Annotated in this window: 10 protein-coding genes and 1 CRISPR repeat array; of the genes, 8 read left to right on the forward strand and 2 right to left on the reverse strand. The window is 56.1% G+C overall.

The features are described 5' to 3' along the window. The first annotated feature begins 11 nt into the window (after positions 1–11). From hslO to ACPT9Q_RS05600, 4 genes are read left to right on the forward strand one after another with little or no spacing between them, the layout of a single operon-like run. On the forward strand, positions 12–884 hold the full coding sequence (gene hslO / locus ACPT9Q_RS05585; RefSeq protein ID WP_427366658.1) for an Hsp33 family molecular chaperone HslO: 873 nt from the start codon (positions 12–14) through the stop codon (positions 882–884). 12 nt (positions 885–896) lie between these two features. Further along, positions 897–2,855, forward strand: coding sequence for an ATP-dependent helicase (locus ACPT9Q_RS05590; protein ID WP_427366659.1), 1,959 nt, complete (start codon positions 897–899; stop codon positions 2,853–2,855). Continuing rightward, the gene (locus tag ACPT9Q_RS05595; RefSeq protein WP_427366660.1) at positions 2,855–4,093 is read left to right on the forward strand and encodes an MFS transporter; all 1,239 of its coding nucleotides are present in this window, start codon (positions 2,855–2,857) and stop codon (positions 4,091–4,093) included. Before ACPT9Q_RS05590 ends, ACPT9Q_RS05595 begins: the two co-directional genes overlap by 1 nt. A gap of 6 nt (positions 4,094–4,099) precedes the next feature. Then, positions 4,100–5,578: a cobyric acid synthase gene (locus tag ACPT9Q_RS05600; RefSeq protein WP_427366661.1), complete on the forward strand. Its 1,479-nt coding sequence runs from the start codon at positions 4,100–4,102 to the stop codon at positions 5,576–5,578. Here the strand turns inward: ACPT9Q_RS05600 and ACPT9Q_RS05605 are convergent. Beyond that, the gene (locus ACPT9Q_RS05605) at positions 5,532–6,923 is read right to left on the reverse strand and encodes an MATE family efflux transporter (RefSeq protein ID WP_427366662.1); all 1,392 of its coding nucleotides are present in this window, start codon (positions 6,921–6,923) and stop codon (positions 5,532–5,534) included. The genes ACPT9Q_RS05600 and ACPT9Q_RS05605 overlap by 47 nt on opposite strands. Positions 6,924–7,300: 377 nt before the next feature. Beyond that, a CRISPR array of direct repeats spans positions 7,301–8,265; the repeat unit is 30 nt; unit sequence GTTTGTAGCCTACCTATGAGGGATTGAAAC. Between the two features lie 532 nt (positions 8,266–8,797). Between ACPT9Q_RS05605 and ACPT9Q_RS05610 the strand changes: the two genes are divergently transcribed. The 4 genes from ACPT9Q_RS05610 to ACPT9Q_RS05625 are packed head-to-tail and all read left to right on the forward strand — an operon-like array spanning position 8,798 to position 13,313. After that, positions 8,798–9,814, forward strand: a complete 1,017-nt coding sequence (locus ACPT9Q_RS05610) for a substrate-binding domain-containing protein (RefSeq protein WP_427366663.1) — start codon at positions 8,798–8,800, stop codon at positions 9,812–9,814. Positions 9,815–9,865: 51 nt separating this feature from the next. Then, complete coding sequence (locus ACPT9Q_RS05615; protein ID WP_427366664.1) at positions 9,866–11,362, forward strand: sugar ABC transporter ATP-binding protein; 1,497 nt, start codon at positions 9,866–9,868, stop codon at positions 11,360–11,362. Positions 11,363–11,373: 11 nt separating this feature from the next. Then, on the forward strand, positions 11,374–12,366 hold the full coding sequence (locus ACPT9Q_RS05620) for an ABC transporter permease (protein ID WP_427366665.1): 993 nt from the start codon (positions 11,374–11,376) through the stop codon (positions 12,364–12,366). Then, positions 12,363–13,313: an ABC transporter permease subunit gene (locus ACPT9Q_RS05625; RefSeq protein ID WP_017874047.1), complete on the forward strand. Its 951-nt coding sequence runs from the start codon at positions 12,363–12,365 to the stop codon at positions 13,311–13,313. The genes ACPT9Q_RS05620 and ACPT9Q_RS05625 overlap by 4 nt, the downstream gene beginning before the upstream one ends. Here ACPT9Q_RS05625 and ACPT9Q_RS05630 read toward each other — a convergent pair. Continuing rightward, complete coding sequence (locus ACPT9Q_RS05630) at positions 13,230–13,814, reverse strand: ECF transporter S component (protein WP_427366666.1); 585 nt, start codon at positions 13,812–13,814, stop codon at positions 13,230–13,232. The genes ACPT9Q_RS05625 and ACPT9Q_RS05630 overlap by 84 nt on opposite strands. Positions 13,815–13,874: the final 60 nt, after the last annotated feature.

Here is a 13,874-nt window from a genome sequence, read left to right on the forward strand (position 1 = left end):
GAGGCATACCCATGCACGAAGACTACGTTGTTCGGGTAGTGGTGGAGGGTACGCAGGTTCTCGGGTACGTGGCGAGTTCCACTCGCCTTGTGGAGCGGGCGAGGAGGCTCCACCGGACCACCCCTGTGGCCACGGCTGCCCTGGGGCGGGCGCTGACACTTGTCGGAATTCTCGGCCTCACCATGAAGGAGAACCAGCGAATTTCCCTCCAGATTGAATGTCAGGGACCTTTAGAGGGGATACTCGTTCAGGGGAACGCAAAAGGTGAGGTCCGGGGGTACGTGTCGCAGCCCTGGGTGATTCTCCCCTCAAAGGAACAGGGAAAGCTCAATGTGGAGGATGCCGTGGGAGCAGGGTCGAAGCTCCTTGTCGTGAAGGACCTGGGGTTTGGGGAACCATACATGGGGAGCATCACCATGCCCCGGGGTGGCATCGCCTACGACCTGGCGTACTACTTCGCCTCTTCAGAGCAATTGCCCTCGGCCTGTAGTGCCGGGGTCTATGTGGGGAGGCGGGGGAGAGTACTCTCGGCGGGAGGGTTCATCATCCACACGCCTTCGGGTACCCCGCTTGACGTCATCGCTACTTTGGAAGAGAATATTTCCCGTCTCGGGCCGGTGAGCCACGAGCTTTTCCAGGGGAAAACCCCTGAGGACATCGCGGCGTTCATCTTTTCCGGTCTTCCGTACCGGATTGTGGGGAAGGATCCCCTCCGGTACCGCTGCCGATGTTCCCGCCGGAGGGCGAAGAATGTCCTGCTTCTCCTTGGTGAGGAAGAGCGGCGGGAACTTTTCGAGACCCAGGGGAAAGCAGAGGTGCACTGCGCGTTCTGCAACCGGACCTATCTCTTTTCCCCTGAAGATTTCACCCAGAGAAAGCAGTAACAGGAGAGTACTATGCGACTCTCGAATTTCCGGGTGGATTACGAACGGGAGCTCAACGAGGAGCAGAAACAGGTGGTCTTTGCCGGGGAGGGCCCCATGCTCGTCATTGCCGGGGCAGGAAGCGGCAAGACCCGCACCGTCACCTACCGGGTGGCCTATCTCATCGAACAGGGAGTGCCTCCGGAGTCCATTCTCCTTGCCACCTTCACGAACAAGGCGGCCCGGGAGATGCTCCACCGGGTGGAGTGCCTCCTTGGAGTGGACATGTCCCGTCTTTTTGGGGGAACGTTCCATCACATCGGGAACCTCATCCTGCGCCGGGAAGCGAAGAAAATCGGGTACGAGCCCAACTACACCATCCTCGACCGGGAGGACCAGAAGGACCTCCTTGCGGTCTGCGTGGAGGAGCTCGGTATCGATCTTACCCGGCGCCGTTTCCCTCAACCCGAGGTTTTGCTTAACATCATCACCTTAAGCCGGAATACCTTCAAATCCCTTGAGGATATTCTCGACAGGTACTACCCGCAGTTTCTGGAATGGGCAAGTCATGTCACCCATCTCTTCGTCCTCTACCAGGAGCGGAAAAGGCGTCTCAACGTGATGGATTACGATGATCTCCTCGTGTACTTTTTCGAACTTTTGCGAAACGATGAAAGAACCCGGAGGAAGTATGGCGAGCTCTTCCGGCACATTCTCGTTGACGAGTACCAGGACACTAATCTCCTCCAGGCAGAAATTGTGGACCTTCTTGCTGAGGTTCATCGAAATCTCCTCGTGGTGGGGGATGACGCCCAGAGTATTTACGCCTTTCGAGGGGCGCACTTTGCCAATATCCTCGACTTTCCGAAGAGGTACCCGGACTGCAAAATCTACAAACTCGAGACAAACTACCGGAGTACCCCGGAGATTCTGCGGTTAGCGAACGAGGTCATCACCTTCAACACCCGTCAGTTCCACAAAGTGCTGCGTCCGGTGCGGACCTCAGGAGAAAAGCCCCGAGTTGTCGCCCTCCGGGACGTTTTGGAACAGGCGGACTTTGTGGCCACGAAAATCCTGGAGCTGCGGGAGCGGGGGTATGCCCTAAACGACATAGCGGTGCTCTACCGGGCCCACTACCAGAGCATGGAAATCCAGATGGAGCTCACCCGTCGGGGCATCCCCTTTGAGGTTCGGTCGGGGCTCCGGTTTTTCGAGCGTGCCCACATCAAGGATGTCATTGCGCACCTTCGCATCATCGTGAACCCTTACGACGAAATCTCCTGGAAACGGGTGCTGCGGCTTTACCCTGGCATTGGGCAAAAAACCGCAGAAATCGTCTGGCAGGTGGTTCGGGAGGCAGAGGACCCAATCTTTGCCCTGGAGCGTCCCGATGTGCTCCTTGCTCTGCCTGCTTCGGGTCGGGGGAGCGTGGAGGGTGTTCGCCGGCTCCTCGTGCGCCTTGAGGACCTTGAGAAGGACCCGGCTCTGGCCATTGAAGCCGTTCTTGAGGGTGGCTACCGGGAGTACCTTGCAAGCCGATACCCCGACGCCCGGGAACGCCTTGAGGACCTTGAAGAACTCGCCCGCTTCGCTTCAAGGTACGCTTCCTTAGAATCGTTCCTGAGTGAACTCGCCCTCCTTGGGGAAATGGAGGCCGAAACAGTGGTGGCAGGGGCACCTCAGGATGAGCGGGTCATCCTCTCCACCATTCACCAGGCCAAGGGACTCGAGTGGGCCTGCGTGTTTGTGGTGTGGCTCTGTGAGGGGGCCTTCCCCTCACCCCAATCCCTCAATGAGGAGGAGGACCTTGAGGAAGAGCGGCGGCTCTTCTACGTTGCCTGCACCAGGGCAAAGGATCACCTCTTTCTCTGCTACCCTATCATGGCGGAGCGGGGACGGGGAAGGGCAATACTGCGCAAGCCCTCCCGTTTCCTCGAGGAAATCTCTCCTTCCCTTTATGACCGATACCGGCTTCTGGGGCGGGGATACTGATGCTTTCGCGGCGAGACTACATCTTCAACTTTTTCGTGGATTCTCTGGACTATGCCTTTTTTTCTCTGGCCCTCGCTTTTGGGTCAGTGACGACGTTCCTCCCCCTTTTTGCCAGGCGCCTCGGCGCCAGCAACATTGAAATCGGGCTCATCCCGGCTCTGGCGTACCTTGGGTGGTCGCTTCCTGCCCTTCCCGGAGCAAAGGTTTCCCGGAGGCTCCGGCGGAAGCTCCCTTTCCTGCTCCGGGTGACGCTTCTTGAGCGTTTGCCCTTTTTCGGCATCGCCCTGGTGGCAACATTTCTCGCTGTCCCCTTCCCTCGTCTGGCGCTCTTTCTGATTCTTTTCCTCCTCGGGATAGCGTGTTCGGCCATGGGGTTTCTCGGCCCCATCTGGACGGAAATGATCGGGAAGGTCATCCATCCCTCCCGTTTTGGGCTGTACTTTGCCTGCGGGAACGGGATTGGTGCGCTCATGGGTATCTGGGGGTCGAGGCTGGCCGAGCACTTCATCGCCACGTACCCCTTTGCCTGGAATTTCGCTCTGTGCTTCTTCCTGGCTTCTCTCGCCATGGGGGTATCGTACATTTTCCTCTCCCTTACCCGGGAAGAGGATGGGGAGGTTGTGGATGAGCGCGGGGGGTACCTTCATTCCTTCTCCCGCATCGTCCAGGAAGACCCCAATTTCCTGCACTTCCTCATCGCCAGAGTCTTCCTGGCCCTGGGGGTCATGGGGGCAGCATTCTACACGGTTTCGGTTCTGCAGCGCTTTGCCATTCCCGATACCTTCGTCGCCCAGTACAACGCCACCCTTCTTGTGTCCCAGGCCCTCTCGAACTTCTTCTGGGGACCCCTGGGGGATAAAAAGGGGCACAAGCTTGTGGTCCTTTTCGGGGCCCTCGCGATCCTCTTGAGCAATTTCTGGGCGCTTTTTGCCCCTTCTCCCTGGTACTTCTTCCTCGCCTTTGGATTCCTGGGACTGAACTACAGCGCCATCTCGGTGGGTGGGATGGCGATTCTCCTCGACTTTGCCCCCAGAGACCGGCGGTGGCTGTACCTGGGATGGGGGAGTTTCTTCTCCGGGTTCCCGGCATTCTTTGCTCCAATTCTTGGGGGAAAACTCGCTGATCTTTTCGGATACGGAATGGTGTTCTGGGTTTCCCTTGTGCTGAATGCTTTTGGGTTTTTCTGGCTCCTTTTTGGCGTCAGGGAACCCCGGGCTTTTGAGAATTTTGTGGAGTGAAAGAGAATGCCTCACCTTCTCATGGTTCAGGGAACAGCCTCGGGCGTGGGCAAAAGCCTTCTTGTGACAGGGCTTTTGCGGTATTTCACCCGGAAGGGCCTGCGGTGTGCCCCCTTCAAGGCTCAGAACATGTCGTTGCATTCCGGAGTGACCCCGAAAGGAGAAGAAATCGCCCGTGCGCAGATACTCCAGGCCCAGGCGGCAAGAATCCCTCCAGATGCCCGTATGAACCCGGTGCTCCTCAAACCGGAAGGGGGGTCAATCCAGGTCGTCCTTCTGGGGAAAGTCTGGGGGAAGGCCACGCCCTTTGCTCCTCTCCCCAAAGAGGTGTTCTGGGATGCCATCGTGGAGAGCCTTTCCTCTCTCCTTGCCGAATATGACCTCGTCTGCGTTGAGGGTATGGGGAGCCCCGCAGAGCTCAATCTCAGGGAACGAGATCTTGCCAACATGAGCCTTGCCCGCCATTTCCACATCCCTGTGCTCCTTGTGGGGGACATTGAGGGGGGTGGGGTATTCGCTGCTTTGTACGGAACCTGGGCACTTACTCAGGAAGACCGGGGGTACTTCCAGGGATTTATAATCAACAAATTCCGGGGGAACCGGGAGGTTCTTGAGCCTGGGATTCGGGAGCTCGAGCGCCTTACGGGGGTCCCGGTCCTTGGGGTTTTGCCGTATCTCTCCCTGAGGCTTGATGACGAAGACGGCCTGAATTTCACCTTTAGAACCAGGCCGTACCGGCCGGGAATGCTTCGGGTTGGCGTGGTGCAGCTTCCTCACGCTGCAAATCTCACGGATTTTAGGCCTTTAGAGCTCGAGGACGACGTGTACATTCGTTTCGTCTTTCCCCACGAAGACCTTGGAACTTTCGACCTTCTCATTCTTCCGGGGACGAAGAACACCTGTTACGATCTCCGCCTGCTTCAGGAAGCTTCTTTCGGGGAAAGGCTTGCGGGGTTTTTGGCGCAGGGGGGTGTGGTGCTTGGGGTGTGCGGGGGATTCCAGATGCTCGGTGAAGTAGTGCGGGATCCTCATGGAATTGAGGAAAAAGGAGAGATCCAGGGCCTTGGGCTTCTCCCCCTTGAGACCGTTCTTGAGCGGGAGAAAGTCCTGGGCTGGGCTTTGGGGTATGCTCCTCGCTTTGGGGTACAGGTCACAGGGTATGAGATTCACCATGGACGAAGCTTCCTCACCTCTTCCCGCGAACCGTTTTTCCTCCTCCAGCGGGAAGGCACAGTGTTCCCTGAAGGCGTCGTGCAAAAGGACCAGGTCTTTGGCACTTACCTCCACGGGCTTTTCGACGAGGGAGCATTCCGGCGGGCCTTCCTCAACCACGTTCGGAAACTCCGGGGCCTTCCGCCTGGGAAGGCACAGGGCCCTTCCTGGAGAGATTTCATAGAGGCAGAGCTCGATCGCCTTGCGGATTGCTGCGCCGCGCACCTCAACATGCCGCTTCTTGAAAGGATTCTCGGTCTTTCCGAACGATAGCCTTACTCTCCCACCTGCCGCTTGCGTAGTACAGGTAGGCGATGAGGTATCCCGCCACAGGCCCAGCAACAAAGCTTACCCAGATGCCCCGCTCGGCAAGGGAGGTCAGGGACAGAAGCTTTGCCACCGGGATGCGCACAAGCCAGAGCGTGAGCAGAGTGTTTACCATGGTCTGGAAGGTATCGCCTGCGCCCCGGAGAAAACCGTTGTAGGCAAACATCAGGGCGAAGGGGACGTACGAGAAGCTCACAATGCGGAGATACTCGATGCCAATGCGGATGACCTCGGGGTCGGTGGTGAAAATCCGGATGAGCTGAGGGGCGAGGAAAAAGACGAGGAAGGAAACGGGAAGGGCGAATGAGGCGGCCACAATGGCTCCCCAGCGGGCGACCTCCCGTGCCCTTGTGAAGTTCTGGGCTCCTACGTTCTGCCCAGCAAGCGACGATATGGCAAGGCTGAAACTCAGGGCGGGGAGAAAAGAGAACTGGTCCACCCGGGTGGCGGCGCCAAAAGCAGCCACAACGGTTTTGCCGAAGCCGTTCACAATGGACATCATGGCAAGATGCCCCAAAGAGACGATAGTTTGCTGGAGACCCGCAGGGAGTCCGAGCCGAAAAATTGTCCGCACAAACGGAGGACAGGGGATGAGGTGGGACCGCCTGAAGACGAAAAACCCTCCTCGCTTCAGAATGACTGTTCCCAGGATTGCTGAAAACCCCTGGCTTACGGTGGTGGCAATAGCCGCCCCGGCCACGCCAAGGCGCGGGAAGGGAGGAATCCCAAGGATGAGGAGGGGGTCAAGGACGATATTGAGGAGTGTGGCGTACACAAGAAGCAGAAGCGGTGTTTTCGAATCCCCAACACCCCGGAGGACGCTCCCGATGTTGTTGTAGAGGAACATGAAAGGAAGGCCGAGGAGGAAAAAGAAGAGGTAGGATGTAGCAAGTTCAAAAATACCTGAGGGTGTGCGGATGAGGGAAAGCAATGCCCGGTGCAGCACGAGCCCAGCCACCATGGCACCAGTGCCAAGAAGGGTAAGGAGGACTGTGGAGGCTGTAGCGGTTCGTCGCACCTCCTCTTCTTTTCCGGCTCCAAAGTACTGGGCAACCATGACGCCTGCTGCCATGCTCAAGCCTGTGGTGAAAGCCACAAGGAGAAAGACAATGGGGAAACTCACCGAGACTGCTGCCAGAGCTTCGGGCCCGAGGAACCTCCCGACCCAGATGCTGTCCACGGTGTTGTAAAGGGTCTGCAGGAGGTTCCCAAGGAGCATGGGAATGGAGAAAACGATGAGGTGACGGGGGATGCTCCCCCGGGTGAAATCTGTGACACGTCCGGCTTTCATGGTTCGTGCTCTTCCTTTCTGGTACGTTGCTACCATTGTAGTCGACCGGCCGGTCGAAATCAACCTGCTGTTGCGCTCCTTTTCGTTCTTCCGTCGGTGGTGCATGAACACACTGCGTTTTTCTCCCCCAGACTCTCTGTTTCGCATTTCCCAATCCTTTGTTCCACCAGGGATTGCGTTCGTTCTGAGCAGGGCGCAGAAGAGAGAGTGTCGTCGACCTCCGGTAGTGCAAAAACCCCTGGAGATCGACGACACTTTACGAAATTTCCCCGAACCTCTTGACAGAGAGGAAGAGTTGTGGTTTCCTTGACATAAGGCGTACCTTGACAGGTGAAGATGGTCTTTTTAGAAATCCTTATTTTAAGCCCATAAAACGGGTTTGTAGCCTACCTATGAGGGATTGAAACTAATTCCAGGCATAGCTCGATTCTGTGCGAGCTATGCGTTTGTAGCCTACCTATGAGGGATTGAAACGGTTGTGTCCGTGCCCCTTGAGGGGTCTCGTGCAGTGTTTGTAGCCTACCTATGAGGGATTGAAACCTATTGCTGAAGCCGGTGGGCTTATTGCAGACGTGATTTGTTTGTAGCCTACCTATGAGGGATTGAAACTATGCAGTACACCTTGTACACAAGAGGGACGATGGGAAGGTTTGTAGCCTACCTATGAGGGATTGAAACCGATAAAGGAAAGTGGACCGAGAAAGTGGCGGAGAGGGTTTGTAGCCTACCTATGAGGGATTGAAACAACACAAACCAGGGATTATCTGAGCTCTTGCATCATCGTTTGTAGCCTACCTATGAGGGATTGAAACTAATAAAATGAAAAACATAGTAATAAACGAAAAAGAAGTTTGTAGCCTACCTATGAGGGATTGAAACGCGTCAGGTGCTTTCATGGTGTAGATGCCGTTTGGGAGTTTGTAGCCTACCTATGAGGGATTGAAACCTCATCTCTGCGGGGAAAATGCGCTCTGACTGTGGCGTTTGTAGCCTACCTATGAGGGATTGAAACTGGAAAACGTAGTACACGTTCGCCGTGAAGCTGTTGGTTTGTAGCCTACCTATGAGGGATTGAAACAGTGACGCATGCATGAGTTGACACAGTGGGAAAAGGGGTTTGTAGCCTACCTATGAGGGATTGAAACTCTCGGTGAGCTTCTCGTAAAAAGCGACCTGCTGCGTTTGTAGCCTACCTATGAGGGATTGAAACGAAGTCACGGAAAACCCTTAAAACATTCCGTGTGGGTTTGTAGCCTACCTATGAGGGATTGAAACAGAGGCTTCTCTTGCGCTACTCCCGCGATGACATCCTGTTTGTAGCCTACCTATGAGGGATTGAAACGACAGTAATAGAGACAACACTCTTTATCCCTCCGTAGTTTGTAGCCTACCTATGAGTAAACACGTTTTCCTTCTCGGCTCTTTGTCTCATTCCTCTCTGAGTTCCTGCTTTTCTCGCAGTGTATGGGGTCTCTTTCCTTCGGGGGTTTAGTATGGTGGACAAAGAGGGCAAGAGTGTGCGTCTAAAGAAGACATGTGGTACCGCATTACAGTAAAATCTGCCGGGCTCGTAAGGGAAATCGAGGAAGACGGAAAGCCTTTCTTCCTCCAGGGAGGAAAATTCCTTCCAGAGTTTCCGAATCCTTTCCACAAACTCCGGAGCCCACGGGGTCTTCCAAACCTATCCTAATTTGAAGTTTCCGGGGTTGAAGGGCCTGCGTCTTTTTGTGCTTACCCTGCCTGTTGCAGGTTTCTGTGAACATTCTACCCGTCTTTGCCGTTTCCCTATTTCTGCTCCGGATATAGAACAACCTTGAGGTGGCCATTCTCTTTTCTCTCTCCTTTTGCTACAATACGGGCGGAGGTGAGACACTATGAGGCGAGCGGTGCTGGTCAGTGTGGTGTTCCTTCTTTCCGTGTTGCTCTTTTCGGTGGCCTGGGCGCAGAAGCCCTATGAGATTGCGGTGGTCGTCAAAATCGCCGGCATCCCCTGGTTCAACCGCATGGCCGAGGGTGTGGAACAGGCGGCCAAGGAACTTGGGGTGAATGCGTACCTTGTGGGGCCTGCCACTGCTGATCCTGCTCCCCAGGTCCAGATGGTGGAGGACCTTGTAACCCGTGGTGTGAACGCCGTCTGTGTTGTCCCTAACGACGCCAAGGCTCTGGCTCCGGTCTTCCAGAAGGCACGGGAGAAAGGTATTGTGGTGATCACGCATGAATCGCCTTTTGAGACCGAGGCCATCGATTGGGACGTGGAGACCATTGACAGCGTCCAGTACGGGAAGAACCCCATCGATGTCATCGTGGAAAAGCTCAAGGAGGCCGGGGAACTCGAAAAATACACCCCTGAGAATCCTGCAGGTTTTGTGATGCTCGTGGGGAGCCTTACCGTTCCGCTCCACAACTTCTGGGCAGACACAGCCCTTGCCTACGCCAAGGAGAAATATCCTTTCCTGAAGGAACTCACCTCACGCCTTCCCACCGCTGAGTCTGTTGAGGACTCGCGAGCAGCAGTCCTTGACCTCATCACCACCTACGGCGACCAGCTGAAGGCCGTCATCGGGTGGGGAAGCCTTGGGCCGATTGGTGCTGCGCAGGCCGTGGCAGAGAAGGGTATGGAAGACAAGATTATCGTTGTGGGGAGCGCCATTCCTTCCACCGTTGCGCCCTACCTCAAGACCGGGGCTGTGGACTGGGCGCAACTCTGGGACCCGAAAGATGCTGGATACGCCATGGTCTACATTGCCAAGCAAATCCTTGACGGTGTGGAGATCAAGGAAGGCATGGAGATCCCGGGTCTTGGCCCCATCAAGGTTGAGGGCAAAGTCATCAGTGTGAATCAAATTAAGCTCATGCCGAACGCTGAAGCTGCAGAGGCCCTGGGATTCTGAGAGGGAAAAGCGCCGGGGCAAAACCCCGGCGCTTTCTTTTGAGGTGAGGATATGTCCGGGGAAACCCCTGTACTCCGACTTGCCCATATCACCAAACGCTACGGTGGCGTTGTGGCACTGCGGGATGTGGAGTTTTCCGTTCTCCCCGGAGAGGTCCACGGTCTTGTGGGGGAAAACGGTTCGGGAAAAAGCACGCTTGTGAAGATTGCCACAGGGGTGGTGCAGCCGGAGGAGGGCGAGATTTTCATCGAAGGACAGAAAATCTCCCGCCTCACGCCGTACCTTGCCTTCAAGCGCGGGATTCACGTGGTACATCAGGACCTTTCGCTTTTCCCTAACCTCTCGGTAGCGGAGAATATCTTCGCTCATGAGTACATTGAGCGGAACCGGCCCTTTGTGGCCTGGCAGGACATAGAGCGGCGGGCTCTGGAGGTTCTTGGACGCCTTGGGGTGGAGCTCGATCCCCGGGAGATTGTGGGTCGCCTTCCCTTTGCCGACCAGCAGCTTGTGGCCATCTGCCGGGCAATTGCCAGCAGCGCCAAGCTCATCATTCTCGATGAGCCCACTTCCTCTTTGACCTTTCGGGAAGTTCAGCGGCTTTTCGGCTTCATTTGGGAACTCAAGGCTCAAGGCATTGCCTTCGTCTTCATTAGCCATCGTCTTGATGAGGTTCTTGAAATAAGCGACGTGGTGACGGTGCTCCGGGACGGTGTAAAAGTCGGAACCTTCCCTAAGGGGGAGCTCACCAAAGCAAAGCTCTCTTTCCTCATGACGGGAAAGGAAATCACCACGGAATCCCTGGTGGCTGATCTCCCCGAAACCCGGGAAATTCTCCGGGTGGAACGCCTGACCCGGCGAGGGGAGTACGCTGACGTGAGCTTTACCCTGCACCAGGGGGAAATCCTCGGCCTCATTGGCCCCCGGGGATCAGGACGGACTGAGGTAGCTCTGACCATTTTTGGTCTTCGTCCTCCGGATTCCGGGAAAATCTTCCTCGAGGGAAGAGAGGTCGTTTTCCGCTCTAACCGGGATGCCATTCGCCACGGTATTGGTTATGTTCCTGAGAATCGCCTCCTCCAGGGGCTGGTGCTCGATCAGCCCGTCGCTGATAACATCGCGGTAACGATTCTCAATGAGCTTGTGAGCCGCTCTGGCTTTCTCCACCCCGCAAGGAAAATTGCCGTTGCGGAGCGGGCCATTCGGGACTTCGGCATTAAAGCCCCGGCAGCAGACGCGCCGGTCCGGTCGCTGTCAGGGGGAAACCAGCAGAAAGTCGTTCTTTCTCGCTGGATTCTCACGGCTCCTAAGATTCTCATTCTCGATACACCTACTCATGGAGTGGATGTGGCGGCAAAGGAGAGCATCTACGAGATGGCCCTTGGCCTTGCCCGGGACCGGGGTATCGGCATCCTTTTCATTTCCGATGAGGAGCACGAGGTTCTCAAGGTGTGCCACCGGATTCTCGTCATGCGGGAGGGAAGAATTGTTCGGGAATACCGGCCCTCTGAAGTTACGGAGGAAGCCCTCCGGCAGGAAATCGTAGGATAGGAGCGATGGCCTTGCTTGGGCGAATTGTACGGAGCACCGAGGTATACCTTGTTGGTGTTCTTCTTGTCCTTTCAGTTGTACTCTTTCTCCTCAACCCGAAGTTCGCAACCCTCGAGAATATCTTCGACGTGCTGCGGAATAACTCCTTTCTGGGCATTGTGGCCCTGGGGGAGCTCGTCGTTTTGATTTCCGGGGGTATTGATGTTTCCTTCACCGCCATTGCCACGGTGGCCCAGTACGTCATGGGGGTGCTCATCACCCGGTACGCTATAGAGAGCGTGTTCCTGGCTTTCCTCATCCCCATTCCCATCGGCATTGCCCTGGGAGCCTTCAACGCCTTTCTGGTGAACCGGACACGGGTGCACCCAGTCATCATTACCATCTCGAACCTCAACGTTTTCTATGGTCTTTTGATGGTGATAAGTAAAGGGAAATGGATTTACGGTTTTCCTGCACCTTTCCGGGATTTCGCCCGCTTGAAGGTGCTGACGCTTGTTTCGGAAAAGGGCGTGGATTACGGGCTCTCGATTTTCACGGTGGTGTGGTTCCTCATTGCCGTTGTCACCTGGCTTGTGCTGCGATACCTCCCCATCGGCCGCAAGGTCTACGCCCTGGGGGGAAACAGCGAGGCCGCCCGAAGGGCCGGTTTTGACATCTTCCGCATCCAGCTTTTTGTGTACTGCTATATCGGCTTTCTCTCTGGGCTTGCCGGTTTTGTCCATGCCGAGCTCAACCAGATGATTCAGCCCAATGCCATCGTGGGGAGGGAGCTTGACGTTTTGGCAGCGGCAATCCTTGGTGGTGCCAGCGTCTTTGGAGGCGCTGGGTCACCCCTTGGAGTGGTTCTCGGGGTGCTCTTCATCGCCTTCATTAAAAACGGCCTCATCCTCATGAAGGCTTCGGCTTACTGGCACCAGGTCATCATGGGGTTCATCATCGTCCTTGCGGCGACCCTCAGCGCCTATCAGCAGAATCTTGAGCGGAAGCGGAGAAAAGGCGTATGAAACGTCCACGAGGAAGACGGGAAACGCAGTCTCTGATTCTCGCCGTAGTGGTGGTGTTCCTCCTTGTCCTTCTTGGGATACTCACAAAAGGAAGACTCCTTGCTCCCGATAGCCTCCAGTCCATTGCCTTCCAGCTCCCTCTTCTTGGTATCCTCACCCTTGCGCAGATGACGCCCATGCTCACAGGGGGTATTGACCTTTCCATTATCGCCACGGCAAACCTCTGTGGGGTTGTGGCGGCAATTGCCATGACCCGGGGGAACGTTCCCCCTCTGGGAGCTATGGTTTTTGGTTTAGCCATGGCGCTTTCTTTTGGGGTTTTCAAGGGCCTCCTCATTGCCTGGGTTTCCGTCCCGGCTATCATCGCCACCCTGGGTTTCATGATTTTCATCCGCGGGGTTTCTCTGGTCCTCACAAAGGGCTATGTCATTGCCGGATTTCCCGGGAGCTTCCTCTTCCTTGGGAACGGGACACTTTTTGGGATTCCCATGCCCTTTGTGGTCTTTTTCCTCTGCGCGGTGTTCCTCTTTGTGCTTTTGGCTCGAACCCGTTTTGGGACCTATGTGTACCTCCTTGGGTCAAACCCTGTGGCCACGCTCTTTGCCGGGGTGAACAATGGCCTGGTTCTTTTTGCTACCTATCTCCTTTCGAGCTTTCTCGCCGGTGTGGCAGGGCTTGTGATGATTGCCCGCTTCAACGCCGCCCAGGCCGATTACGGCGAGTACTATCTCCTCCTCACCGTTTTGGCCTGTGTTCTCGGTGGTGTGGACCCTGCAGGAGGCTTTGGCCGTATCCCCGGGGTTGTGGTGTCCATTGCCGTCCTCCAGGTTGTGGCCACCGGCTTCAACCTCCTGGGCCTCAGCTCACACCTTGCCAGCGCCCTGTGGGGACTGATTCTCCTTGGGGTTATTGCCATCAACCGGATGATCGGGGGTGTGGAGACGTAGCTGGGGGAAATGTTTCACAAGCCCCCGCGTGATGAGCACCACAAGGAGAAAGGCGACCACAACTTCCGGCAGCCCGTGCGTTACGGCAATCCCCAGGGCAACTTTCGGGGGGAGGTATCCCCGCAAGACGGCAAGACCGAGAACCCCTCCGGTGTTGGTGAGTGTTCCGACAATAGCTGCAATACCGCTACTTCTTGTCGCTTTGAAGGCAAAAGCGGCGCATACCCCGATGAGTATTCTCGGGACGATGGCGATGAGGGGGTCGCGGAGAAAGGGGACTGCCGTGGTGAAAAAGCTGTAAAGCCCGAAAATACCCCCCACGAACGCCCCTACAAGGGGCCCCTCAAGAACCCCGGCAAGGATAGCGGGGATGTGCATGATGGTAGCCCGACCAGCAGGAGTGGGGACAGGAACAAAACCCAGCCCCGTGGCGCCAAGGACGATAGCAATGGCAGCAAGAAGGGCGGAAACAACGACGTCCTTTGTCTTCAATGTCTTCACCTCCGTTCCAGTTCCCTTTTGGGATACCAGACGAAGCACAGAATACAAACCCAAAGGTCC

The organism is Candidatus Caldatribacterium saccharofermentans (genome assembly GCF_050267035.1).
GTDB lineage: Bacteria > Atribacterota > Atribacteria > Atribacterales > Caldatribacteriaceae > Caldatribacterium > Caldatribacterium saccharofermentans.

What these genes read in the sequence shown, in the direction of transcription:
- ACPT9Q_RS05590 (WP_427366659.1), top strand. Translation starts at nt 897, where the DNA reads ATGCGACTCTCGAATTTCCGGGTGGATTACGAACGGGAGCTCAACGAG.
- ACPT9Q_RS05595 (WP_427366660.1), top strand. Translation starts at nt 2,855, where the DNA reads ATGCTTTCGCGGCGAGACTACATCTTCAACTTTTTCGTGGATTCTCTG.
- hslO (WP_427366658.1), top strand. Translation starts at nt 12, where the DNA reads ATGCACGAAGACTACGTTGTTCGGGTAGTGGTGGAGGGTACGCAGGTT.
- ACPT9Q_RS05600 (WP_427366661.1), top strand. Translation starts at nt 4,100, where the DNA reads ATGCCTCACCTTCTCATGGTTCAGGGAACAGCCTCGGGCGTGGGCAAA.
- ACPT9Q_RS05615 (WP_427366664.1), top strand. Translation starts at nt 9,866, where the DNA reads ATGTCCGGGGAAACCCCTGTACTCCGACTTGCCCATATCACCAAACGC.
- ACPT9Q_RS05610 (WP_427366663.1), top strand. Translation starts at nt 8,798, where the DNA reads ATGAGGCGAGCGGTGCTGGTCAGTGTGGTGTTCCTTCTTTCCGTGTTG.
- ACPT9Q_RS05625 (WP_017874047.1), top strand. Translation starts at nt 12,363, where the DNA reads ATGAAACGTCCACGAGGAAGACGGGAAACGCAGTCTCTGATTCTCGCC.
- ACPT9Q_RS05605 (WP_427366662.1), bottom strand. Translation starts at nt 6,923, where the DNA reads ATGAAAGCCGGACGTGTCACAGATTTCACCCGGGGGAGCATCCCCCGT.